The organism is Grimontia celer (genome assembly GCF_900055185.1).
In the GTDB taxonomy this organism is placed as follows: Bacteria; Pseudomonadota; Gammaproteobacteria; order Enterobacterales; family Vibrionaceae; genus Enterovibrio; species Enterovibrio celer.
Genome location: NZ_FIZX01000001.1, coordinates 384822 through 409170, shown reverse-complemented (window position 1 = coordinate 409170; position 24349 = coordinate 384822). Strand labels below are relative to the sequence as shown.

The following is a 24349-nucleotide window of genomic DNA, read 5'->3' as shown; positions in this document are numbered from 1 at the left end:
GTCGACTCCACTCGGGTTTTGTGGTTTTTCATAGCAATAGAGCAGAGTAACTGCCTAGAGTGAGATAGCCAACTTAACGCCCTGACGAATCGCACGCTTGGCGTCCAGTTCTCCAGCATGTTCCGCACCCCCAATCACATGGGCTTTGATGCCTTGCTCTTCCAGAGTCGAAACCAATCCGTTGACCGATTCCTGACCGGCACAAACAATCACATGATCCGCTGGCAGAATATGGTGCTGACCTTCAAGCGTGATGTGCAAACCAGCATCGTCAATCTTCTCGTATGCCACCCCACCCAGCAATTCTACGCCGCGTTTCTCAAGCGTCTTCTTGTGGATCCAGCCAGTTGTTTTGCCAGGGCCTTTACCAACACGCCCTGCTCTGCGTTGCAACAACCAAACCTGACGCTGCGCGACATAGTGAGGTTGCGGGTGTAGACCACCTTCATAAGAGATAGTTTTGTCGATACCCCAGTCTTTTAACCAATCATCCAGCGTGTGATTTTCTGGCTCAGTAATCATGGTAGCGACATCAATGCCGATACCACCGGCACCGACAATGGCAACACGTCCACCCAGCTCAGGTTGCTCACGGATGAAAGTCTGGTAATCAATGGCTTTTGGATGGTCGATACCTTGGATCGCCGGGATGCGGGGTTTAACGCCAGTCGCCACCACGACTTCATCGAAGTCTTTCAAAAGTTCTGCATCAACTTCGGTATTCAGACGCACTTCAATGCCGGATTGCTCCACTTTACGGGTGAAGTAACGGATAGATTCTTTGAATTCTTCCTTACCGGGAATTTGCATTGCCAAATTGAATTGGCCGCCAAGGGTATCGCGCTTCTCAAACAATACCACCTCAAATCCACGCTCAGCGGCTGTCGTAGCGAAAGACATGCCTGCCATACCACCACCGATAACCGCAACACGGCGTTTGTTGGTAGCAGGTGTCACCACCAGCTCGGTTTCGTAACACGCCTGAGGGTTCACCAAACAGCTTGCGCGTTTACCTTTAAAGACATGGTCAAGACAAGCCTGATTACAGGCAATACAGGTGTTGATATCGTCTGAGCGATCTTGCTCAGCTTTCGCCACAAATTCGGCATCGGCCAGAAATGGACGCGCCATGGAAACCATGTCCGCCTGACCGGAAGCGAGAATGTTTTCAGCCACTTCCGGCGTATTGATACGGTTACAAGTAACCAGCGGAACGCTCACCTCGCCTTTGAGGCGCTCCGTCACCCATGCAAACGCAGCGCGAGGCACCTGAGTCGCAATAGTCGGCACTCGGGCCTCGTGCCAGCCAATACCGGTGTTAATGATGGTCACACCCGCTTTTTCCAGCGCCTTGGCAAGCTCTACCACTTCATCATGCGTACTGCCCTGCTCGACCAGATCCAGCATCGAAAGACGGAAAATGATAATAAAGTCGCGGCCTGCACGTTCGCGCACTGCTTTCACCACCTCCACAGCCAGACGGATACGGTTCTCGTAGTTGCCACCCCAGCGGTCATAGCGGGTATTCGAACGCGCACAGATGAACTGATTAATCAGGTACCCTTCTGAACCCATGATTTCAACGCCGTCATAACCCGCTTCACGGGCAAGTTCCGCACTCTTTCCAAAGTCTTTGATGGTATTCAGGATTTGGCGTTCGCTCATGGCAGAAGGCGCGAATTTAGAAATAGGCGAGCGCATATCAGACGCACTCAGTGCGAAAGGATGCATCGCGTAACGGCCAGCGTGAAGAAGTTGGAGGGCAATTTTTCCACCATTTTCGTGCACTGCATCGGTGATTGTACGGTGCGCACGGGCTGCTCGACCGCTGCTGAATTGCGCACTCAAAGGGTGAAGTCGACCACGGAAGTTCGGGGAAAAGCCACCTGTTACAATCAGGCCGACACCACCTTTTGCCCTTTCGGCGTAGAAGGCGGCGAGCTTCTTAAACCCGTCATTCGATTCTTCCAATCCAGTATGCATAGATCCCATGAGTACGCGGTTTTTCAACTGCGTAAAGCCAAGATCCAACGGCGCGAGTAGGTGTGGGTACGGCGAATTCATGATGCGCTTCCATGGTTATTATTAGTTCTGGTCAGACCAAGATAAGCCACTCAAACAAAAGTTTCAAACGTTTGTTTACATTTTTACAACATTAATCACCACTATTCTAATTGGGTAGGATTCGTTACGATTAACAGCAATAAAAGAAGCTGGATAACCAAATGAAAACGCTTTTTAAATTTATCGGCACGCTGCTGAAGTGGTGTTGGAAAGCACTCAGTTTTGCCCGTCAGTTGATTCTGAATATTCTGTTTATCGCCATGTTGGTTGGGATTTACTTCCTCTTCACTATGGAACACGACGCGCCAACCAAACCGGTTGAGCAACCAGAGCGAGCACTTCTGGTTGATATTTCTGGGCCAATCGTTGAAAAACAGCGTCGCGTTGACCCTTATGATTTCGCGACACGCAATCTTTTCGGCCAACAAATGCAGTTTGAAAACGTGCTTTACGATATCGTTGAGCAAATTCGCGCCGGAGCGAAAGACGACAAAATCAATGGCATGGTGCTGAGCCTTTCTGATATGTCAGAAACCAGCCTGACCAAACTCCGTTACATCGCTAAAGCGATCAACGAGTTTAAAGCGACTGGCAAGCCTGTGGTTGCCATTGGCGGACACTACAATCAAAGCCAGTATTACCTCGCAAGCTATGCCGATGAGATTTTTATGGCACCGGACGGCGCAGTGCTGTTACGTGGCTACGGCACCTATAACCTTTACTTCAAAGATTTGTTGGAAAACCTCGATATCACCACGCACGTTTTCCGCGTCGGGACTTACAAATCATTCGTTGAACCTTACACCCGTACGGACATGTCTGAGGAAGCGCGCGAGGCAAACTCTGTTTGGCTGAATCAGCTTTGGGGCGCTTTTGTCGATGACATTGCTTCCAACCGGAACATTGAGGTTTCAACACTTTCACCGGATGCCAACACCCTCATTGCCAACCTCAAGGCAGCAAACGGTGATTTCGCGAAATTAGCCTACAACATGGGCCTGGTCGATGAGCTGATGACCCGTCAGCAAATCCGCACCCGTTTGGCAGAAGTGTTTGGAAGCGATGGAGAAGACAGTTTCAACTATGTAAGCTTCTACGATTACGCGCCGCTGAATTTTGAATTGCCTAAGGCAGACCAAATCGCCGTTGTTGTCGCAAGCGGTGCAATCGTTGATGGCTTTGAATCTGAAGGCACTATCGGTGGTGATACCACCGCTGCACTTCTTCGTGATGCACGCCTGAACGATGCAATTAAAGCAGTGGTTTTGCGTGTAGACAGCCCTGGCGGAAGCGCCTTTGCATCAGAAGTGATCCGAAATGAAGTGGATGCGCTCAAGCAGGCAGGCAAGCCTGTCGTTGTATCCATGTCTAGCGTGGCTGCATCCGGTGGTTACTGGATCTCCTCAAGTGCTGACCGCATTTTGGCGCAGCCAACAACTATCACAGGTTCTATCGGTATCTTCGGTATTCTGACCACCTTCGAAGACGTGTTGGCGAAATACGGCGTTTATAACGACGGTATCGGTACCACGCCGTTTGCCGGCGTAGGCGTGACACGTGCGTTACCGGAAGAAATCAGCAACATCATGCAGCTTGGCATCGAAAACGGTTACCAGCGCTTTATTGGCTTGGTAGCGAGCCAACGCAACCTTTCTCTGGAAGACGTTGATCAAGTAGCTCAAGGCCGTGTATGGACGGGTTACGATGCGATGAAACGTGGCTTGGTTGACCAAATGGGCGACTTTGATGATGCGATTGTAGCAGCGGCCGAGCTGGCTCAGGTGACGGATTATTCACTGAACTGGATGGAAGAACCTTTGACGCCAGCGCAGCAGTTCATCTACGAGTTCATGAACCAGGCAATGGTGACACTGGGCCTGACGGAAACGGTAAAATTGCCGGACGCAGTTCAACAGTTTGCTAACCACGCCGTTACCGAGATAAACAACCTGAATAACTTCAATGATCCAAACGGGCAATATGCGCTCTGCCCAAATTGCAGTTATTACGAAAACTGAGACCTCTCGATCACCCCCGGCTAAGTCCGGGGGTTTTTTTCGTGCACCCACTCCGTATAATGCGCCCACTACCTCGGCTACATTTAAGTTGTGAAGATGGAAAGAAAACACATTTATATCGCCTACACTGGCGGCACAATCGGCATGCTGAAATCAGAGCAGGGCTATATTCCCGTGTCTGGTTTTATGCAACAACAACTCAAACAAATGCCGGAATTCCATCGCCCAGAGATGCCAGAATTCACGATTCACGAATACAGCCCACTCATCGATTCCGCCGACATGACCCCTGCGGAGTGGCAGCGCATTGCGGACGACATTCGTGATAACTATGACAAATACGATGGCTTTGTGATTCTCCATGGTACAGACACCATGGCTTACACCGCTTCCGCGCTCTCTTTTATGCTGGAGAACCTGGATAAACCCGTCATAGTGACAGGATCACAAATCCCGCTGGCGGAGCTTCGCTCTGACGGTCAGGCGAATCTGCTGAATGCATTGCATATCGCTGCGAATTACCCAATCAATGAAGTGACCTTGTTCTTCAACAACCAACTTCTGCGCGGTAACCGCAGCACCAAGTCTCATGCTGATGGCTTCAACGCCTTTACGTCGCCAAACCTGCCGCCTCTGTTAGAAGCGGGTATTAACATCCAGCTTCACGGTGCAGAAATTGATAAGAAGCCTGAAGGTGCTTTCAAGGTTCACACGATTACCGAACAGCCTGTTGCCATTATCATGATGTACCCGGGTATTTCCCCAGAAGTCATCCGTAATGCACTGAAACAACCAGTGAATGCGATGATCCTGCTGACCTTTGGTGTGGGTAATGCTCCACAGAACCAAGAACTGCTGGGCCTTCTTCGCGAAGCATCGGATCGTGGCGTTGTTGTGTTGAATCTCACTCAATGCCTTGCGGGCAAAGTGAACATGGGTGGTTATGCAACGGGCTGTGCGCTGGCTGAAGCTGGTGTTCTGAGTGGCTACGATATGACGCCGGAAGCGGCACTGGCCAAACTCCATTTCTTGCTGAGCCAAGACTTACCAATGGATGCCATCCGCACCCAACTGCAACAAGATTTGCGCGGTGAGCTATCGCATTAATTGCCTAAAAAGGCGTTCAGCATAAAGAGGCCAGCGAAAGCTGGCCTTCTTGTTTTGGGATCATGCTTCCAAGCACGCGGCCATCATACTTTTCTGGTCTTCCAAACCGAATCTCTTCATTCCCTCCCCTGATATTCAACTGAAAGCCAGAGTGTTGTCTTGAGATTAGTGCGTAGTTGAATAGTGTACTGACACTGTTAAATAAATTTACACCTCAGTAGCAAAGTCTAAATAAGAAGGGACTTAACGTCAGGGAGTAGTACGATGGCAACGTTTACCGGCACCTATGCAAATGACAATTTAAACGGCACCAGTGGTAACGACACTATCTTCGGTTATGAAGGTAATGACACTATCAGGGGTGGTGCGGGTAACGATACCCTCAATGGCGGTGGCAGTTCCGGTTTTACTGGCGACGCCTCTCTCTCACGCTCTTCAGATGGCACTTTTGACATCAGTGGGGGTGATAATGTCTCGATCGACTTTTCACACTTCACCCATAGTGCTGCCTACAACAATAGCCTTGGCTACTACGTTCTTGATGACAACGGCAATGTGCTGAAGGCGGTTATCGTCGCAGACAACGTAAAAAACGTCAGCTCAATCAATCTTGACGACATTGCAACTGAAGGCGGCGCAAAGCTGGGACTTTTCCTTATCCCTGATGGTGACCGCAAGGGTTTTGACAAAGGCGACGTCGAACTGGATCTCTCTACCAGCTCAGCGACAGTCACTCAAGGTTCAAACTCTGCAACCGTATACACTTCCCAAAAGAGTGAAAACGGTGACGGCATTGATCACGAGCGTGAAAGTGGCACCACCAGCAAGTGGGAAGATCTATGGGGTGGCGGCGACAACGATTTCAATGACACCACATTCAAAATCAAGGTGACTCAGTCACTCATCAAGCTGCCAGACAACGACATCATTTATGGCGATGAAGGCGACGATACCATCAACGGTGGTGCAGGTGACGATGTCATTTATGGTGGTCGCCTCGGTAAAGAAACCGTTCAGATTGAACGTGGCTCTGATGCCACTTTCGATGTATCGGGCACTGAAAAAGTTCGCCTTGACCTGAGCAGCTTCAGCCACAGCGCGGCTTACAACAACAGTTTGGGCTATTACATTCTGGACAGCGACGGAAACGTAATTCGCGCTGTTATCGTCGCTGACAATGTTAAACATGTCTCTTCGCTGAATATCGATATTGACACCATGGGCGGTGTAAAAATTGGTCTGTTCCTCATTCCAGATGGTGACCGCGCTGGTTTCAACAAAGGCGAAGTCACGCTAACGTTAGACGGAACGCCGACAGTGTCACAGGGCTCAGCGACCAGCGACGTGTTTGTTTCTCAAGCAACGGAAAATACTGGCGTCCTCGACCACGAAAGAAACTCGGGCGATCGTTCCGCTTGGGAAGATCTGCGCGGCTTAGGTGACAAAGACTTCAACGACACGGTGTTCACTGTCAAAGTCACCGCTGAAAAAGAAGTCAGCGACAAAGACACCATTGATGGTGGTACCGGCAATGACAAGATTTATGCCGGTGATGACGCTGACATCGTGCACGGCGGCGAAGGTGACGATCAAATCTTTGGCGGAAAAGGCGATGACACCCTCTACGGCGATGAAGGCGCAGACGATATTCGCGGTGGTCAGGGCAACGATACTGTTTACGGTGGTGAAGGCGACGACGTACTTTACGGCAAAGCAGGCAACGATACGCTCGATGGCGGCGCAGGCAATGACAAGCTATTCGGCAATGCCGGTAGCAATACCCTTCTCGGTGGAACTGGCAATGATAAGCTTTATGCTGGTAATGGCACCAATAACCGACTGGATGGCGGTGAAGGTGTCGATACGTACACGGGTGGTATTGGCTCTGACACCTTTGTTTTCGACATTCAAGACTTTGCTGGTGAAACTAAGACCCTGTCAAATGGGCGCATTGTGAATGAGCAAGTCTACAATGCCGCAACAGGCTTCGACGTGCTGGAAGTCTCCGGCGATGCACATGTCGACTTCACTGGTGCAGCCTATCAGTCAGACAGCACGGTCAAAGGCAATGTTATTGCCGGCGTTGAAGCTGTCGTTGGTGATGATGGCGACCAGACAGTAACGATAAAAGAGTTTTCAATTCTGGCGCAATCTGATGACACTGAACTGGGCGATTGGGATGGATTCGTCGCGCACCTTGGTGGCGGCGAGGATACGCTTAACTTTGCCGGGCCAAACTGGACTTATGAAGCCGACGCCACACCAAATGCGGAGCTCACTCCCGCGATGATCCAACAAATGGGACTGACTGCAGACGAAGCAAGTACCCTGAAAGCCTATGTGTTCTCATTCGATTTCAGTGATGCGCAAATCACGGTTTGGACAGATGCAGAAAACATCACTCAGGCTGGTACAGATATTTTCTGATAGTGTGCTCTGTATGACACAAAGAAAAACGCCGACATACTGTCGGCGTTTTTTATTCTTCGTTCAACTTGGTTTGAACGATGGTTTCCTGGTCCGGTGCAAATTCTCTTTTAAGCTGTGCTTTCGACTTCATCGTGATATCACCACCAGCGGCAACTGACATGTGCTGCGGGTCAGTGTTGTGGCGGGATTGATAAAGCATCACCACCTGCATGGCATTGTCGCGCTGCTCAGGCGTCAAAGGTGTACCTTCAGGCCACTTCCCTGTTTCAACAGCGTACAGCAAACGCTCAAAAGCCTCTGGCGTAATAGTGGACAGTAACTGCTCAATATCCATGGTAATTCCTTTTTGTTCCTATGCACTCGAAAGCCAATACAACAGAGCGCTGAGCTACGATGCGAAATGAAACCCATTTATGAATGCATTTTCAGGGTTCAAAGTAAGCTAAACCGCTAAAGTACAACGACTAGTTGGCAGAAAACACAACAAAGGATTTGGACTCAGCATTTTCTCATACCAAGACTCAATCCTTCATGGCACTTTAGTGCCTATTTCAATTCTGCTACGCCCGCAATACTACTGATTTTAATCTGAATACGCACCTCACGGCTTGAGAGATCCCTGACCTTTTGCCACTTTATGTGACGACGCTCGGCCAACAGAAACTGGTTTCACTAAAACCAATTGAACAAAAAACCAGACACCATGTCGTGAAATCTGTCCCGCCCGTTTAATACACTGAGTCCACGACGCTGTACCTGTGGTCTCTAGAATAATACTTTTCGATCAAGGTACGCCTTATGGCATCCATTTCTGGCGATAACACAAATAACAATCTGGTCGGTACCACCGACGACGACCAAATATATGGTCTACTGGGAAACGATACACTGCGTGGCTATGAGGGTAACGACGCGGTGTACGGTGATTCTTCAGAGTCTGAAATCACCGCCTTGTCTCCTGATACCGATGGTTCTTACGCGCTACAAGAAGAGACGCTGGTGACAGTCACTTTGTCACAGTTTAATTTTCCTTCTGGTGAAGAGAAAAGCCTGGGGTATGCGATCCTGGACGCTACAGGCGCAGTGATCAGCCGCGACATTATTGTTGATTACGTTAGCCTTGCAGAACGTGGGTCGGCTATTGATATCAATGTTCCGGGCGGTGCCAAACTCGTCTTCTTTACCATGCCTTCAACCGAGTTGTCTGGCTTTGAGTGGCGTCCATTCGATCTCAATGATGTTGACACCAACATTTCATCTGCTGACGTCACCATTGCTGTTGAAGAAATCGATAGTGACACCAGCACGCACGGAAATGACAACCTCTACGGATACGAAGGTGACGATCGTCTCTATGGCGAAGGCGGTAATGACTTTCTCGTCGGCGCAGATGGCAACGATATCCTCTCTGGCGGTGATGGAAACGATACGCTGTGGGGTGGAAACGACGACGACCACCTGCATGGCGGAAACGGCAACGACATCCTCCAAGGTCAGAATGGCACTGACAAACTTGAAGGCGGTGCCGGTGACGATACCCTTTATGGTGGCCGAGGTGATGACACTATCCTCGCCGGCGGCGACAACGACTTGGTCTTCGGGCAGGACGGCGATGACTACATCCGCGGTGGAAGCGGAAACGATGAAATCTGGGGTGATGCCGGCAACGACACTATTCGTGGCGACCAAGGCGATGATTACATTAACGGTGACGATGGCGAAGATCTGATCTTTGGCGGCTCTGGCGACGACGAAATTTATGGTGCCGCAGACGATGATGATCTCCGTGGTAACGCAGGTAACGACACCATCTATGGTGAAGATGGCAACGACTTCCTTCGCGGCAATGGCGGTAATGACTATCTCGATGGTGGAGATGGTGACGATACTGTTTACGGCAACTTAGGTAGTAATACCCTGCTGGGTGGCGAAGGTAATGACTACATTTTTGCCGGGTGGGGCAGTTTCGACAACCTGCTCGACGGTCAGGAAGGTGAAGATCTCCTCAATGGAGGAACAAATACAGACATACTGATTTTTGACCTCGATGACTTCCAGGGCCAGACGCTGACACTACCCAGTGGCAGAGTAATAAACAAACACATCTATGATGCGGCAACAGGCTTTGATGTTCTGAAAATTTCTGGTTCAGTGCACGCCGATTTTACTGGCGAGGCCTACCAAACAATGCCAGGTGTTACTGGTAACATCATCGCGGGTATTGAAGCCGCCATTGGTGGTGCTGGCGATCAGACGGTTACCATCAACATCCACGAAATTGACGCGCAGTCAGACACCACAACGCGTGATGATTGGCAAGGATTTGTGGCATGGCTTGGTGAAGGCGACGACACGCTGAATCTCACTGGCGTTCAATGGCAGTACGAAGCAACTGGCACGTCTAATGCTGACATTACACCGGCAATGCTCGAGAAAATGGGACTGACTGCCGCTCAAGCCGCTGATTTACAGGCGTATGTCTTCACTGATATCTACAGTGATGATCAGGTGACTATTTGGACTGATGCTGAAAACATTACCTATCTCGGTACCGATATTGTGTAGGAAAAACACGCTCTGATAAAAGGCCAGCCACTGTGCTGGTCTTTTTTATCTCTGTGGACTCACGCAAAACTCGCGAAATGAACATAAACTGAAAGGTAGCGTTTATGTTATAAGTCATTTGTGTATCAATAGAGACAGAAAGAGCCACGCATACGATGAAGAAAGGCTTGCTGAATAGTCCGATGAAGCTGGCACTCGCCGCTATCACCCCACTTTTTGTTGCGGGTTGTTTCGAAAGCAACCGCAGCACCGCCCAGCTTTGTGAAAATTACCCTCAGATCTGCCAAAAGCTTAATGTCCGCGACGGCCAATGCCGTCATGAGCGCACCGATCTAATTTGGAAGCGTTACGACGTCATCAAAAAAGATTCAGACCTGAATAAATTCGATGAGTTGCTGCTCACCAAGAAATACGCCAAGTGTATGGAGCTTGCCGCACAGATCGAAACCACGACGTTGAAATCGAAAAAGACGCTGCGAACAGAAGCGTTGTTCCACGCCTATGACACCATTGACAGCATTGAGCAGAAGTTGAAGTCTTCTTATCAGCCTTCCATCATCTACTATCGCTGGACACAGGGTGACAATGAAGCGCTGGAGCAATTCCTCAAACTGGAGGAAACCGAGTATTTGGATACACCAGAGCTACAGTTGGGCCTGGCCACTTACTATGTCGATAAAGACAAAGAACACACGATCAAACTGCTGTTGAAAGCCCTCTCCTACTATGATGGCCGTGCTGGTGATACCCGTGAAAAGGCAATTCCAGATGTGGTTAAATCTCTCGCAACAGCTAACCACTCAATAGGAAAGCTCGATGAAGCCTACATGTGGGCACTGGTAGGCGGAGAACTGGGGCTGCCAATTGCTAAAGAGGCTCAACTTAAACTGCTGTACCCAATGGCAGATTCAAGACGTGCGACTATTGCTGACATTGCAAAAGATATTGCGTCTGAAATCGAAGATGGGGATTTTGAAAAAGGGCTACTGATGCAACTTGCGACATTGGGTGACCCGACCTGATAATTGCCACCTCTTAAAACCGAAAAGTGCGCTGGGAGCGCACTTTTTTGTTTTCTGATACCCAGTGAATTTCAACTTTTGCTTTCGTCGTTCTGCTCAGCAAAAGTCATCGACACTGAATTCACGCAGTAGCGCTGCCCTGTTTCTGTCGGCCCATCATCAAACACATGACCTAGGTGGCTATCGCACGCTGAGCAACGTATCTCTGTTCTCACCATTCCATGGCTTTGGTCTTCCAGATAACGAACAGCACCTTCTACCGCTAAATCAAAGCTTGGCCAGCCGCATCCAGAGTCAAATTTTGTACTCGAATCAAATAAAAGAGCATCACAGCAGACGCAGTGATATGTTCCTTTCTTATGATTGTGTAATAAAGCACCAGTATATGGTGCTTCTGTATGTCCCAACCGACAGACCTTATATGCCTCTTCAGACAGAGACGCTTTCCACTTATTATCTGATGTCATGACTTCCTCTTGTGCGGGAAATTTCACTTTCCGGCAGGCCGGAAATTGGCAAAAGATTTTTTACCTGCTTATCACCTTAAGTACCACCCCGGATAATAAGCTTCGCCCGTCAGGTCACAGCTTCAGTGGCTTGATGACTTTTATCTCACCAACAATGGCTTACGCCCAGCGCAAACAAACTCGTTTTCGATTCTCAGTTTTCGCACTTACCGAACAGCATATTGTCACCATACTTGTTTAGCGAAGCAGATATGCGCCCTAAAGAGTATGACAGATGGCGTTGTACAAATATCAAGCTAGGGTATTTTACGGGAATATTTCAAATATTTTGTAGCACATTCAAATATTGTTTGGGCGATGTAAAAATAATCCGTACTAATTTTTGACTTTAAGCAATTTAGATGGGTTTTTTGCTTGCATGGGTGGTACCGATTCTGTAATTTTACTACCAATTTCCTTTCACTAGATATTAAGTTGTGGAGCAACATAATGACTATCAAAGTAGGTATTAACGGTTTTGGCCGTATCGGCCGTTTCGTTTTCCGTGCATCTGTTGAGCGTAACGACATCGAAGTTGTAGCAATCAACGACCTGATCGACGTTGACTACATGGCGTACATGCTGAAGTACGATTCAACTCACGGTCGCTTCAACGGTACTGTTGAAGTTGTAGACGGTAACCTGGTTGTTAACGGTAAGACTGTACGTGTAACAGCTGAGCGTAACCCAACTGAACTTCAGTGGGACGCAGTAGGCGTTGACGTTGTTGCTGAAGCTACTGGTATCTTCCTGACTGACGAAACTGCTCGTCAGCACATCACTGCTGGTGCGAAGAAAGTTGTTCTGACTGGTCCATCTAAAGACGCAACTCCAATGTTCGTTATGGGTGTTAACCAAGAGACTTACGCAGGTCAAGACATCGTTTCTAACGCTTCTTGTACTACTAACTGTCTTGCGCCAATCGCGAAAGTACTGAACGACAAGTGGGGCATCGAGTCTGGCCTGATGACTACTGTTCACGCGACTACTGCAACTCAGAAAACTGTTGACGGTCCTTCTGCGAAAGACTGGCGTGGCGGTCGTGGTGCTTCTCAGAACATCATCCCATCATCAACTGGTGCTGCTAAAGCAGTTGGCGTAGTTCTTCCAGAACTGAACGGCAAACTGACTGGTATGGCTTTCCGCGTACCAACTGCAAACGTTTCTGTTGTTGACCTGACTGTTAACCTGAAAGAAGCTGCTACTTACGCTGAAATCTGTGCGGCAATGAAAGCTGCTTCAGAAGGCGAGATGGCTGGCGTTCTGGGTTACACTGAAGACGAAGTTGTTTCTCAAGACTTCATCGGTGAAGTTCAAACTTCAGTATTCGACGCGAAAGCTGGTGTTGCTCTGACTGACAAATTCGTTAAAGTTGTATCTTGGTACGACAACGAAATCGGTTACTCAAACAAAGTTCTGGACCTGATTGCTCACATCTCTAAGTAATCATTCCGGATTGCCGATAAGGCATGAGTGACAAAAAGGCGGCTGATGGCCGCCTTTTTTGTACCTGAATTTTTGTAGCTAATTTTCAAAAGGCACCTTCATGGACGTAAAGCAGCTCCCTACCCTTGCTGTTCTCTCTGACTATGTCACCGTCTGCGAACTGGACGGTATTAAAGTTGTTCGTGTTATTCATCCAAAAGCCACTGCCGCTGTTTCACTCTTTGGCGGTCACGTGCTCAGCTTCACGCCAACCGGCAAAAAAGAAACCATCTGGATGAGTGAGAAAGCGGATTTTACCGGTAACAAAGCCATTCGTGGTGGTATACCTGTCTGCTGGCCTTGGTTTGGTAAAGCTGCAGAGCCTTCACACGGATTTGCGCGCACCAGCGAATGGGCACTCAACGAGCATCGCGAAAACGAAGAAGGCGTGATCATCAGCCTGACGTTGTCAGACAATGCTGAAACCCGCGCCATTTGGCCTCATGCATTCCATGCGGAAATTCTGATGGAAGTCGGCGACACACTCAAAGTCAGTTTGGTTTCGGCCAACACCGGCGAGCGAGCAATGCAAATCGGAGGTGCGCTCCACACCTACTTCAACATTGGTGATATCCACCAAACCTCAGTGTCGGAGCTCGGTAACGAGTACATTGAAGCAGGCGAGCGCAAGCCAAGCTCGGGTACAGCGAAGTTCGAAGGCGAAGTAGACCGAATCTACACCCAGGCAGCTAAGGCTGTTGTCATCGACGATGCAGCCAACCAGCGTCGTATCACTGTAGAGAACTCAGGTAACAATGGTGTGGTAGTCTGGAACCCATGGCAAGCACTTGCCGAAGGCATGGCTGATATGGAAAACGACGGATTTTTGACCATGGTTTGTGCAGAATCCGCTGTGTACGACAGAAGCGTGACGCTGCAGCCAGGCGAAAAACATACGCTTTCAACGGAAGTGATTTGTAAATAAATCGTTAACTTACAGTGATTTCATCAAAGCCGGAACCTTAGTGTTCCGGCTTTTTCGTTTTCTGGCACGTGCAATGCAAGTTGATAGAGTCCGTCAGGATACCTAGCCAAACGTGGCGAAATGCAAAGTTTGGGAAGTCTTAAGTGTGACGGAAGTTAGAAACCCACAAAAAGGCGTCTCGTTGGTGAGAATTCTCTATTGGGAAGGGATCGATAGAAGAATTCCCTGTGTATATACGGTTGAGTAGAGATATTCACACATTCAGATCGTGATGGGCTGAATACAAAGCCTTATCACAAAAGGGAAAAATATTGAAAAAACAAGCAATTCAACCAAGCAAATTGATCAGTTGCTACTAGTCTTAAAAGAGTGAGGATATGAAAGCAACTGCGCCGATATCCTTTCTAATTGATAACAGCACGATTTTAGGGGGCAGGACCATGAGTATTTTCGACCACTATCGTCAGCGCTACGAAGAAGCAAAAGACGAAGAGCTGAGCCTTCAAGAGTTTCTGGACCTTTGCCGGGAAGACCGCAGCGCATACGCAAACGCGGCTGAAAGGCTGTTAATGGCCATAGGCGAACCTGAAATGATCGACACCGCGCTCGATCCTCGCTTGAGCCGACTTTTCTCAAACCGCGTAATCTCTCGCTACAAAACTTTCGAAGATTTCTATGGCATGGAAGATGCCATCGAGCAGATTGTTTCCTACCTCAAACACGCCGCTCAAGGGTTGGAAGAACGCAAACAGATTCTTTACCTACTTGGCCCAGTCGGCGGCGGTAAGTCCTCTCTGGCTGAAAAACTCAAAAGCCTCATGCAGAAAGTACCGGTCTACGTACTAACTGCTAACGGTGAGAGAAGCCCAACTAACGACCACCCATTCTGTCTGTTCGACGCTGCGGAAGACGGCGCCTTACTGGAAAGCGAATACGGCGTTCCTCAACGTTACCTTCGCACCATCATGTCGCCTTGGATTGCCAAGCGTCTGCATGAATTCGGCGGTGACATTACTAAATTTAAGGTTGTCAAAGTTCGTCCATCTATCCTGGACCAGGTGGCTGTTGCGAAAACAGAACCAGGTGATGAAAACAACCAAGACATCTCTTCACTGGTCGGTAAAGTCGATATCCGCCAGCTTGAGCACTTTGCTCAAGACGACCCAGATGCCTACAGCTACTCAGGTGCGTTGTGTAAAGCGAACCAGGGTCTGATGGAATTCGTCGAGATGTTCAAGGCACCTATCAAAGTGCTTCACCCGCTCCTCACAGCGACGCAGGAAGGTAACTACAACGGTACTGAAGGTCTGTCTGCCCTGCCGTTTGATGGCATGATCCTCGCTCACTCGAATGAGTCTGAGTGGCAGACCTTCCGCAATAACAAAAACAACGAGGCATTCCTTGACCGTGTTTACATCGTGAAAGTGCCTTACTGTCTGCGTGTCTCTGAAGAGATCAAAATCTACGACAAACTGTTGGAAAGCAGTGAGCTGTCGAACGCGCCTTGTTCACCAAGCACGCTCGACATCCTCGCCCGCTTTAGCGTGCTCTCTCGCTTGAAAGAGCCGGAAAATTCCAGCATCTTCTCCAAAATGCGTGTTTATGACGGTGAAACACTGAAAGACACAGATCCAAAAGCCAAGTCTTATCAGGAATACCGCGATTATGCAGGCGTCGACGAAGGCATGAACGGTCTGTCTACCCGCTTCGCGTTCAAGATCCTTTCCCGCGTGTTCAACTTTGATCATTCCGAAGTGGCCGCGAACCCTGTTCATCTGTTCTACGTGCTTGAACAGCAAATTGAGCGTGAGCAGTTCCCGCAGGAAATAGCCGAGAAGTATCTGGAAAACCTGAAGGGCTACCTGATTCCTAAGTACGTCGAGTTTATCGGCAAGGAAATTCAGACTGCCTACCTCGAGTCTTACTCTGAGTACGGTCAGAATATCTTTGACCGTTACGTGACCTATGCAGACTTCTGGATTCAGGATCAAGAGTACCGTGATCCAGATACCGGGCAACTGTTTGACCGCTCTGCGCTCAACAGTGAACTGGAGAAAATCGAGAAGCCTGCAGGTATCAGTAATCCTAAAGACTTCCGTAATGAAATCGTGAACTTTGTCCTTCGTGCACGTGCAAACAATGAAGGTAAGAACCCGGTTTGGACCAGCTACGAGAAACTTCGCACCGTTATCGAGAAGAAAATGTTCTCGAACACCGAAGAGCTGCTGCCGGTAATTTCCTTCAATGCGAAAACGTCGACCGAAGAACAGAAGAAACACGACGACTTTGTCGCCCGTATGATGGAAAAAGGATATACCCGCAAACAAGTTCGCTTGCTTTCTGAGTGGTACTTGCGTGTGCGTAAATCCTCGTAAGTCTGTCTAGGGATGTATTGAAATTACGGGGGGCTTATGGCGCATTTTATTGATCGAAGGCTCAACGGGAAAAACAAAAGCACGGTGAACCGTCAGCGTTTCCTGCGACGTCACAAGCGACAGATTAAAGAGTCTATTGCTGATGCCGTGAATAAACGTTCCATCACTGATGTGGATAGTGGCGAAAGCGTCACTATCCCTTCCCGAGACATTCGAGAGCCAGTATTCCGACAAGGCAAAGGCGGACAGCGTGATGCTGTCCACCCTGGCAACGACCAATTTATCCCCGGCGACCGCATAGAGCGTCCACCAGGCGGTGGGCAAGGTGGCGGCGCTGGCGAAGGTCAGGCAAGTCCAGATGGTGAAGGCCAGGACGATTTTGTATTCCAGATTTCGAAAGACGAATATCTGGATCTACTGTTCGAAGATCTGGAACTACCAAACCTTCAAAAGAATCAGATGAACAAGCTGGTTGAATGGAAAACTCACCGTTCTGGTTTTAAAGCAACCGGTGTTCCCGCCAACATTGCGATTGTGCGCTCGCTTCAAAACTCTCTGGCACGCCGTACTGCAATGTCAGCAGGGAAACGACGCAAGCTTCGTGAACTGGAAGCAGAACTTGAAGCGCTGAAAAGCACTGAGCCAGGACAGCCACTCGAAGAGAAACGTATCCAGGAAGAAATTGATGAGCTGAAGGCGAAGATCGCTGCAGTCCCTTTCATCGATACCTTCGACCTACGATACAAAAACTACGAGAAGCGTCCACAGCCTAGCAGCCAAGCGGTGATGTTCTGCTTGATGGATGTGTCAGGTTCGATGGACCAGGCCACAAAAGACATCGCCAAACGCTTCTATATTTTGCTTTATCTCTTCCTCACCCGAACCTACAAGAACGTGGAAGTGGTGTTCATCCGACACCACACGCAGGCTAAGGAAGTGGACGAGCATGAGTTTTTCTACTCACAGGAAACGGGTGGCACTATCGTATCCAGTGCGCTTCGACTGATGAACGACATCGTGAAAGAGCGTTATCCGTCTAACGAGTGGAATATCTACGCCGCACAAGCATCAGATGGTGACAACTGGGCGGATGATTCACCAGGCTGTCGTGAGTTGTTGGAAAGACAACTGCTACCAGTCACACGCTACTACGCGTACATTGAAATCACCCGTCGAGCCCACCAAACACTGTGGCGCGAGTATGAAGCGGTGGCAGAAAGTTACGAAAACTTCGCCATGCAGAATATTCGTTCTGCCGACGACATTTTCCCAGTCTTCCGGGAGTTGTTTAAGAAACAGGTGAGCTAATCCCTCACCTCTTTTTCCGGGATAGAGATCCAAGGAGGACGCTATGGCAGTCGCAGCAAAAAAGAAAAAGAAGACGCTCAGTGATGGTCCTGACTGGACGTTTGAGCTGCTAGAAAGCTACCACACAGAAATCAAACGTGTGGCAGCACACTATCGCCTCGACACCTATGTGAACCAAATTGAAATCATCACTGCCGAACAAATGATGGACGCCTACTCCAGCGTAGGTATGCCTATCAACTATAACCACTGGTCTTTCGGTAAAAAATTCATCGAGACTGAGCGCGGTTATAAGCATGGCCACATGGGTCTTGCCTATGAAATCGTGATTAACTCCGACCCTTGTATCGCCTACCTGATGGAAGAAAACACCATCACGATGCAGGCTCTGGTTATGGCGCATGCCTGTTACGGACACAACTCGTTTTTCAAAGGCAATTACCTGTTCCAAACCTGGACAGACGCAGGCTCGATTATCGACTATCTGCTGTTTGCTAAAAACTACATCAGCGAATGTGAAGAGAAATACGGCGTCGATGAAGTCGAAAAGCTGCTCGACTCCTGTCATGCGCTGATGAACTACGGTGTAGACCGCTATAAACGCCCGCAGAAGATTTCGATTGCAGAGGAAGTTGCGCGTCAAAAGTCTCGCGAAGATTACCTGCAAAGCCAAGTGAACGCGTTGTGGCGCACCATTCCAACCAGTGAAAAAGTACGTGAAAAAACCGTCGATCGGTTCCCCTCAGAGCCACAGGAAAATATCCTCTACTTCTTTGAGAAGCACGCACCACTGTTAGAGTCTTGGCAGCGTGAAGTGATACGCATCGTCAGAAAAGTCAGCCAGTATTTCTACCCGCAAAAGCAAACGCAGGTGATGAACGAAGGCTGGGCTACGTTCTGGCACTACACCATTCTCAATCATCTTTATGATGAAGGTCTGGTGACTGACCGTTTCATTATGGAGTTCCTACATAGCCACACCAATGTGGTTGCACAGCCTCCATACAACAGCCGTTTTTACAGTGGCATCAACCCTTATGCGCTGGGTTTTGCTATGTTCCAGGATATCCGGCGTATTTGTGAAGACCCAACGGATGAAGACAAATACTGGTTCCCGGAAATTGCCGGCAGTGACTGGCTCGAAACCCTACACTTCGCGATGCAGAACTTTAAAGACGAGAGCTTTATCAGCCAGTTCCTGTCTCCAAAAGTGATGCGGGACATGAAGTTCTTCGCCATCAATGACGACGACAGACAAAACTTCATTGAAGTGACAAGCATCCACAATGAGGAAGGTTACCGCCAGATCCGAGAGAAGCTGTCGGCACAATACAACCTCAGTAACCACGAACCCAATATTCAGGTGTTCGATGTAGATTTACGTGGCAACCGCTCGCTGACCTTGCGTTACGTGCCACATAACCGCATCCCGCTGAACGATTCCTACGAAGAAGTGCTCAAGCATGTTCACCGTTTATGGGGTTTTGAAGTCGTTCTGGAAGAAGAGCTTCCGGACGGTAAGAGCAAGATTGTTTCTACGTGCCCAAAGCGCCCACAGTTTGACCCCGACCTGATACCGGGAAGCTAAGCCAACAGGCACAAAAAAACCGCCCTTGCTGGCGGTTTTTCTTTTTAGAGAGGAGGGAAATTACGCTTCTTCCTGCTCCATCAATTTTGCAATCGTGTCACGGTTAGAGAACCAAATCGCACCACTCTCACGGCCATATTGCTTAATACGGTCAGCCACGTCCAAATGACGGCCTTCATTGGTGATAACCAGCAAATCGCGATAGAACTGAATCGCCAGCTCACAAGCACGCTTGTCCATGAAGTAGTAGCCACCAACACGGGAGTAGATTTTACGCATGCCGTTCATGGTCAATACGTAAACTTTGTTCCCTGAGCGTTGCGCCATGCCTTGGAACAGCATGTAGTCGAAGTGGTTGAATGCGCGACCGCGGCAAACCGCTTCACAGGTTTCCAAATCAGTTTTGCCGAAGGTATCGTAAATTTTCTTCACATCCTGCTGAATCGCATCTTTCTCTTCAGCAGCTTCAATGAAGCTTGCAAAGCTATCGCTCGCCAGCAATGCCTCACAACGGCCAATCACTTTTTCAATCAGGTCGGCACATACTTGTGGGTCGTTTTTCACTGCGTAACGCATGTAAACGCCACTGATGTCAGTACGCGCTGACAGTAGGTTTTCCAACACGCCATGAACATCTTCACCTTCTAGGGTGACTAGCGTATCAAGGATGTTGAGACCAGAGGTATTCATGTAGTCATTCACACGTGTTGGCTTTCCATGTTGGATGGTCAGCCAGCCGTCACGAGCCAGGCGCTGAAGCACCTCTCGAAGGGTAGTACGTGTGACACCAATCAGTTCTGACAACTCGCGCTCTGCGGGAAGAATTGAGCCTTGAGGAAAATGATTATTCCAAATGCTCTCGATAATATATTTCTCAGCAAAAGTTGCCGGGCTATCCGCCTTAATAACCATTTAGTGTTGTTTCCAAGTTGCTTCTTATCTTGATTAATAACTCATCATACCACTTATCATCACAACCTAGAAACCTATCAAGGGTATCGTTTGCGCCCATTTGACCGCGATTTGACGGGCGTACATCACAGTTAATTAAATTTTCATCTAACTTGAACAGCGGCCTTATCTGGTTTCATAACCACAACATGCACTTTTATGTGCGTTTTAAACCACAAAAACTGACCAGCTACCAATTTTTCCAACTCTTCACACACGGCATTGATGAAAAGAAAGACGATTGTTTTCTGCTGCGCGTTATCCTTGATCACCATCACTGTATACAACCAGTCCCATGCATAGAATAACGGCGCCCAAATGTTACAGGATATTTCAAAACTCCAGGGTTGGAGTCGCGTTTTTTCGTAACATACTCCAGTAATTTAATTAACATGCAAAGGATTGTTGACTGTTTGAAAAGTCGCTGTATTGTGTGCTCCGAGTTTGCCTATGCGATAGGTTTCAGCGGTGCTTTTCGTCGATTTATCGGCGTTTAAGGGTCAGATTCCAGTCATTTCAACAAAATTTGAAATTATGTAATTTTGCCGCCCCCTTTCGCAACAGAGCGTTTACATCTTCATTTCAAGCCTCCAAAGATACTTGCTTATATAAGAAACAGAGACATAAACATGGCCATTACGCTAAGGAATGCTTTCATCAAGAACTTTCTCGGTAAGGCGCCCGACTGGTACAAAGCGGCGATTATTGCGTTCTTGATTATCAACCCAATTGTTTTCGCTATCGATCCGTTTATCGCGGGTTGGTTGCTTGTAGTGGAATTTATTTTCACTCTGGCGATGGCGCTTAAATGTTACCCACTCCAGCCAGGCGGCTTGCTGGCTATTGAAGCAGTTGCCATCGGCATGACGAGCCCGGCAACCGTCAAGCACGAACTGGTTGCCAACTTCGAAGTACTACTGCTCCTGATCTTTATGGTGGCGGGTATCTACTTCATGAAGCAGCTACTGCTGTTCATCTTTACCAAAATCCTGCTCGGTATTCAGTCGAAAACACTGTTATCTCTGGCTTTCTGTTCTGCAGCCGCATTACTTTCTGCATTCCTTGATGCGCTGACAGTGATTGCCGTGGTGATCAGTGTGGCTGTTGGTTTCTACTCCATCTACCACCGTGTTGCTTCAGGTAAAGACTTCCAATCCAACCATGACCATACCTCAGACGAGTCTGTTCGCGATGACCTAAGCCGTGATGACCTTGAGAACTACCGTGCTTTCCTGCGCAGCTTGCTGATGCATGCTGGTGTCGGTACCGCACTGGGTGGTGTAATGACCATGGTTGGTGAGCCTCAAAACCTGATCATCGCTGAGAAAGCAGGTTGGCAATTTGGTGAGTTCATTGTTCGAATGTTGCCTGTTACCTTGCCGGTTCTGTTCTGTGGCTTGGCGACCTGTGCATTTGTCGAAAAGTTTGGCCTGTTTGATTACGGTGCAAAACTGCCTGAAAACGTTCGCCAAATCCTGGTTGAGTTTAACAACGCTGAACGTGCTAAGCGCACTAACTACGATGTGGCAAAGCTTGTTGTTCAGGCAATCATTGCAGTTTGGCTGGTGATTGCGCTGGCAATGCACCTGGCTGCGGTTGGCTTGATTGGCTTGAGCGTTATCATTCTGGCGACCTCTTTCACTGGCGTTATTGACGAGCACCATATTGGTAAAGCTTTCGAAGAGGCTCTGCCGTTTACTGCACTGTTGGCGGTTTTCTTCTCAGTGGTTGCTGTTATCGTCGACCAAGGCCTGTTTACTCCTGTCATCAGTGCCGTTCTGCAACTGGAAGGTGGTGCACAGCTCACCATGTTCTACATAGCGAACGGTTTGCTCTCCATGGTGTCAGATAACGTATTCGTTGGTACGGTTTACATCAACGAAGTAAAAGCGGCACTGATGGACGGCATCATTACTCGTGAACAATTCGAGCTTCTCGCTGTCGCAATCAATACCGGTACCAACCTTCCGTCGGTGGCAACACCAAACGGTCAGGCGGCGTTCCTGTTCCTGCTGACATCAACGCTGGCTCCGCTCCTGCGCTTGTCGTACGGGAAGATGGTTTACATGGCACTGCCATACACCGTCGTGATGGGCTTGGTAGGTCTCGCAGGTATCGAATTGCTGCTGCTTCCAATGACGGAATGGTTCTATGAAGCGGGTTGGATCACACTTGGCACCGTTGAAGCGGCTGGTGCAGTGAGTACTGGTCACTAAAGGTTGCTTTTCAACCTGTTACATCTTTGAATAACAAAGTCCCGCCTTCGGTGGGGCTTTGTCTTTTACAACGGATTCGTATTTTATGTTGTCGTATTTCAACGAAATATCCCGTGGGCGTGGCGCTTGGTTTTTGCTGATGCTGTCGGGTTTAATCCTCGAAGGCTGCGCGCTGTTTTTCCAACACGTGATGGACTTGGCGCCTTGTGTCATGTGTATCTATGAGCGTGTCGCCATGTTGGGTGTGGTTGGTGCTGGTCTCATCGGTATGATTGCTCCGAAGAACCCACTGGTACGTTGGTCAGGACTGATTGCCTGGGGTGTTGCGGCAGGTTGGGGTCTTAAACTTTCCATTGAGCATGTCGGCTACCAGTTCCCGGATCCAAACGATCTGTTTGGTGCGACCTGCGATATCTTTGTTTCTTTCCCTTCTTGGGCACCGTTGAACCAGTGGGTTCCTTGGATGTTTGAAGCAAGCGGCGATTGCAGCAAGATTGTTTGGCAATTCCTGACACTGTCTATGCCTCAATGGCTTGTCGTGATTTTCGCAGCCATGCTGGTTGTGTTGGCGGTTGTTGTGTTGTCTCAGCTGTTCGGTAAGCGCGAGCGCCGCCTTTTCTAGTTGACGCCATTGCGTCGATAGGATCATAAAGAATCCCAGCCAAGGCTGGGATTTTTGTTATTTATTTTTCAGCAATTCAACCAAAGGTTTGTCGGCATCGCTGAAGGTATAAGCATCCGACTCTGATGGGGTTATCCAAGCCTTTGCCTGGTGGCAATGTAACGCAATATCGCCTTCAACCAGCTCGCATCGATAGCTTTTCAATAGAATCGATTTGGCTGGGTAGTGGTGAAGCGTTTCGGTCAGATACTCTCCAACCTTCACTTTTATACCCAACTCTTCCCAAAGCTCTCTGACCAAGGCGCCAGGTTCACTTTCGCCCTGTTCCACTTTGCCACCGGGAAACTCCCAGAGGCCGCCTTCATTATCAAAGCGCTGGGTAATTAGAATCTTATCTCCGTCAGTGAGCACACCAGCGACGACCAATATCGGAGCGCTCATCATCACTTACTACAGCACTTTTTGAATTTCTTTCCGCTGCCGCAAGGACAAGGATCGTTACGACCAACCGACTTATAAGGGTTCACCGCACGAGCACCAGAACCTTGCTGCACCTCATCGGCAGCAAGTGCCACTTCGTTAATCATCAAAGGCAGTTGCTGGTAGTACTTTTCCGGTGATGGCAATGCTGCCAGCCCTGCTTCTTTCATCTGATCCAGTGTGCCTTGTTCGTCATGCAAGAACAGCATGGTGGTCATCAGTGCCGAAAGCATGCGTCGGCTACCATCAGACACTTTGATTTCCTGCCAAGCTGGTTCAATATGCGGCCAAACCGCGAGAAAACCCTCGGCAAAAGCCTGATGGTTTTCATTACGTGATGCGTCGAGTGACAACTCTGCAGGCAGTTCGTAAGTGTGCTTCATCAGCGCCACATACTGCTGCTCAAATCGCAGCATCACCGCCTTTTTCTGCTCAGAGGTCATTGGCTCCACATCGTCTTCGTCCATGCCGCCAGTAAGCAAAACAGGCATCCAGCTATTTTCAGGATCCAGAGGTGCTGGAGACAGGTTCGCAGCCAAAAGCGCACCTTCAATAAAAGTGGCTGGCATACCTTCCCAGCCACTTTGTAATTCGACCATCGACGTCATTGTGGTTCTCTAATGATGTAAAAAACGGATCATAACCCAAAACGCCCGTCACCGCTGATTTTCGACTTCTCCTTATGAA

General features: G+C 48.8%; 18 protein-coding genes. 12 read left to right on the top strand and 6 right to left on the bottom strand.

The window, feature by feature from the left end; genetic code table 11:
* Positions 1-54 precede the first annotated feature (54 nt).
* Positions 55-2064: an NADPH-dependent 2,4-dienoyl-CoA reductase gene (locus tag GCE9029_RS01905; protein ID WP_062660793.1), complete on the bottom strand. Its 2010-nt coding sequence runs from the start codon at positions 2062-2064 to the stop codon at positions 55-57.
* 161 nt (positions 2065-2225) lie between these two features.
* On the opposite strand from GCE9029_RS01905, the gene sppA reads away from it, so the two are divergent.
* The 3 genes from sppA to GCE9029_RS26905 all read left to right on the top strand — a co-directional run bounded on the left by sppA (position 2226) and on the right by GCE9029_RS26905 (position 7616).
* Positions 2226-4082: a signal peptide peptidase SppA gene (sppA, locus tag GCE9029_RS01900; protein ID WP_062660792.1), complete on the top strand. Its 1857-nt coding sequence runs from the start codon at positions 2226-2228 to the stop codon at positions 4080-4082.
* 96 nt (positions 4083-4178) lie between these two features.
* On the top strand, positions 4179-5189 hold the full coding sequence (ansA, locus tag GCE9029_RS01895) for an asparaginase (RefSeq protein ID WP_062660791.1): 1011 nt from the start codon (positions 4179-4181) through the stop codon (positions 5187-5189).
* Between the two features lie 264 nt (positions 5190-5453).
* A complete protein-coding gene (locus tag GCE9029_RS26905; protein WP_082804248.1) occupies positions 5454-7616 on the top strand; it encodes a calcium-binding protein in 2163 nt (720 codons plus the stop codon).
* 52 nt (positions 7617-7668) lie between these two features.
* Here the strand turns inward: GCE9029_RS26905 and GCE9029_RS01885 are convergent, their stop codons facing one another.
* Complete coding sequence (locus GCE9029_RS01885; RefSeq protein ID WP_062660790.1) at positions 7669-7953, bottom strand: YeaC family protein; 285 nt, start codon at positions 7951-7953, stop codon at positions 7669-7671.
* Positions 7954-8417: 464 nt separating this feature from the next.
* Here GCE9029_RS01885 and GCE9029_RS26900 point away from each other — a divergent pair, with 464 nt between their 5' ends.
* Both GCE9029_RS26900 and GCE9029_RS01875 read left to right on the top strand, forming a co-directional pair.
* On the top strand, positions 8418-10184 hold the full coding sequence (locus tag GCE9029_RS26900) for a calcium-binding protein (protein ID WP_062660789.1): 1767 nt from the start codon (positions 8418-8420) through the stop codon (positions 10182-10184).
* A 155-nt stretch (positions 10185-10339) separates the two neighbouring features.
* Positions 10340-11206, top strand: coding sequence for a DUF2989 domain-containing protein (locus GCE9029_RS01875; protein ID WP_062660788.1), 867 nt, complete (start codon positions 10340-10342; stop codon positions 11204-11206).
* Positions 11207-11277: 71 nt separating this feature from the next.
* Here GCE9029_RS01875 and msrB read toward each other — a convergent pair whose 3' ends face one another.
* Positions 11278-11673 (bottom strand): peptide-methionine (R)-S-oxide reductase MsrB, encoded by a 396-nt coding sequence (msrB, locus tag GCE9029_RS01870; RefSeq protein ID WP_062660787.1) that lies wholly within the window; start codon positions 11671-11673, stop codon positions 11278-11280.
* A 489-nt stretch (positions 11674-12162) separates the two neighbouring features.
* Between msrB and gap the strand changes: the two genes are divergently transcribed.
* From gap to GCE9029_RS01840, 5 genes are all read left to right on the top strand, one after another.
* A complete protein-coding gene (gene gap, locus GCE9029_RS01860; protein WP_062660785.1) occupies positions 12163-13158 on the top strand; it encodes a type I glyceraldehyde-3-phosphate dehydrogenase in 996 nt (331 codons plus the stop codon).
* A 100-nt stretch (positions 13159-13258) separates the two neighbouring features.
* Positions 13259-14122 (top strand): D-hexose-6-phosphate mutarotase, encoded by an 864-nt coding sequence (locus tag GCE9029_RS01855; RefSeq protein ID WP_062660784.1) that lies wholly within the window; start codon positions 13259-13261, stop codon positions 14120-14122.
* A 440-nt stretch (positions 14123-14562) separates the two neighbouring features.
* Positions 14563-16497 carry a PrkA family serine protein kinase gene (locus GCE9029_RS01850; RefSeq protein WP_062663093.1) on the top strand — a complete coding sequence of 645 codons (1935 nt, stop codon included), beginning with the start codon at positions 14563-14565 and terminating at the stop codon, positions 16495-16497.
* Between the two features lie 36 nt (positions 16498-16533).
* Positions 16534-17805, top strand: coding sequence for a YeaH/YhbH family protein (locus GCE9029_RS01845; RefSeq protein WP_062660783.1), 1272 nt, complete (start codon positions 16534-16536; stop codon positions 17803-17805).
* 43 nt (positions 17806-17848) lie between these two features.
* Positions 17849-19393, top strand: a complete 1545-nt coding sequence (locus GCE9029_RS01840) for a SpoVR family protein (RefSeq protein WP_062660782.1) — start codon at positions 17849-17851, stop codon at positions 19391-19393.
* Between the two features lie 60 nt (positions 19394-19453).
* Here GCE9029_RS01840 and fadR read toward each other — a convergent pair whose 3' ends face one another.
* Positions 19454-20305, bottom strand: coding sequence for a fatty acid metabolism transcriptional regulator FadR (gene fadR, locus GCE9029_RS01835; RefSeq protein ID WP_062660781.1), 852 nt, complete (start codon positions 20303-20305; stop codon positions 19454-19456).
* Between the two features lie 668 nt (positions 20306-20973).
* Here fadR and nhaB point away from each other — a divergent pair.
* Together nhaB and dsbB are read left to right on the top strand one after the other, a co-directional pair.
* Complete coding sequence (gene nhaB, locus GCE9029_RS01830; protein WP_002541059.1) at positions 20974-22560, top strand: Na(+)/H(+) antiporter NhaB; 1587 nt, start codon at positions 20974-20976, stop codon at positions 22558-22560.
* 85 nt (positions 22561-22645) lie between these two features.
* The gene (dsbB, locus tag GCE9029_RS01825; RefSeq protein WP_062660780.1) at positions 22646-23182 is read left to right on the top strand and encodes a disulfide bond formation protein DsbB; all 537 of its coding nucleotides are present in this window, start codon (positions 22646-22648) and stop codon (positions 23180-23182) included.
* Between the two features lie 57 nt (positions 23183-23239).
* Here the strand turns inward: dsbB and GCE9029_RS01820 are convergent, their stop codons facing one another.
* The gene (locus GCE9029_RS01820) at positions 23240-23626 is read right to left on the bottom strand and encodes a (deoxy)nucleoside triphosphate pyrophosphohydrolase (RefSeq protein ID WP_062660779.1); all 387 of its coding nucleotides are present in this window, start codon (positions 23624-23626) and stop codon (positions 23240-23242) included.
* Positions 23626-24270 carry a YecA/YgfB family protein gene (locus GCE9029_RS01815; protein WP_062660778.1) on the bottom strand — a complete coding sequence of 215 codons (645 nt, stop codon included), beginning with the start codon at positions 24268-24270 and terminating at the stop codon, positions 23626-23628. Before GCE9029_RS01815 ends, GCE9029_RS01820 begins: the two co-directional genes overlap by 1 nt.
* Between the last annotated feature and the right edge of the window lie 79 nt (positions 24271-24349).

Bases quoted from the DNA above. Each gene is read 5' to 3' on its own strand.
- GCE9029_RS01905 (WP_062660793.1), bottom strand. From the start codon at position 2,064: ATGAATTCGCCGTACCCACACCTACTCGCGCCGTTGGATCTTGGCTTT.
- sppA (WP_062660792.1), top strand. From the start codon at position 2,226: ATGAAAACGCTTTTTAAATTTATCGGCACGCTGCTGAAGTGGTGTTGG.
- ansA (WP_062660791.1), top strand. From the start codon at position 4,179: ATGGAAAGAAAACACATTTATATCGCCTACACTGGCGGCACAATCGGC.
- GCE9029_RS26905 (WP_082804248.1), top strand. From the start codon at position 5,454: ATGGCAACGTTTACCGGCACCTATGCAAATGACAATTTAAACGGCACC.
- GCE9029_RS01885 (WP_062660790.1), bottom strand. From the start codon at position 7,953: ATGGATATTGAGCAGTTACTGTCCACTATTACGCCAGAGGCTTTTGAG.
- GCE9029_RS26900 (WP_062660789.1), top strand. From the start codon at position 8,418: ATGGCATCCATTTCTGGCGATAACACAAATAACAATCTGGTCGGTACC.
- GCE9029_RS01875 (WP_062660788.1), top strand. From the start codon at position 10,340: ATGAAGAAAGGCTTGCTGAATAGTCCGATGAAGCTGGCACTCGCCGCT.
- msrB (WP_062660787.1), bottom strand. From the start codon at position 11,673: ATGACATCAGATAATAAGTGGAAAGCGTCTCTGTCTGAAGAGGCATAT.
- gap (WP_062660785.1), top strand. From the start codon at position 12,163: ATGACTATCAAAGTAGGTATTAACGGTTTTGGCCGTATCGGCCGTTTC.
- GCE9029_RS01855 (WP_062660784.1), top strand. From the start codon at position 13,259: ATGGACGTAAAGCAGCTCCCTACCCTTGCTGTTCTCTCTGACTATGTC.
- GCE9029_RS01850 (WP_062663093.1), top strand. From the start codon at position 14,563: ATGAGTATTTTCGACCACTATCGTCAGCGCTACGAAGAAGCAAAAGAC.
- GCE9029_RS01845 (WP_062660783.1), top strand. From the start codon at position 16,534: ATGGCGCATTTTATTGATCGAAGGCTCAACGGGAAAAACAAAAGCACG.
- GCE9029_RS01840 (WP_062660782.1), top strand. From the start codon at position 17,849: ATGGCAGTCGCAGCAAAAAAGAAAAAGAAGACGCTCAGTGATGGTCCT.
- fadR (WP_062660781.1), bottom strand. From the start codon at position 20,305: ATGGTTATTAAGGCGGATAGCCCGGCAACTTTTGCTGAGAAATATATT.
- nhaB (WP_002541059.1), top strand. From the start codon at position 20,974: ATGGCCATTACGCTAAGGAATGCTTTCATCAAGAACTTTCTCGGTAAG.
- dsbB (WP_062660780.1), top strand. From the start codon at position 22,646: ATGTTGTCGTATTTCAACGAAATATCCCGTGGGCGTGGCGCTTGGTTT.
- GCE9029_RS01820 (WP_062660779.1), bottom strand. From the start codon at position 23,626: ATGATGAGCGCTCCGATATTGGTCGTCGCTGGTGTGCTCACTGACGGA.
- GCE9029_RS01815 (WP_062660778.1), bottom strand. From the start codon at position 24,270: ATGACGTCGATGGTCGAATTACAAAGTGGCTGGGAAGGTATGCCAGCC.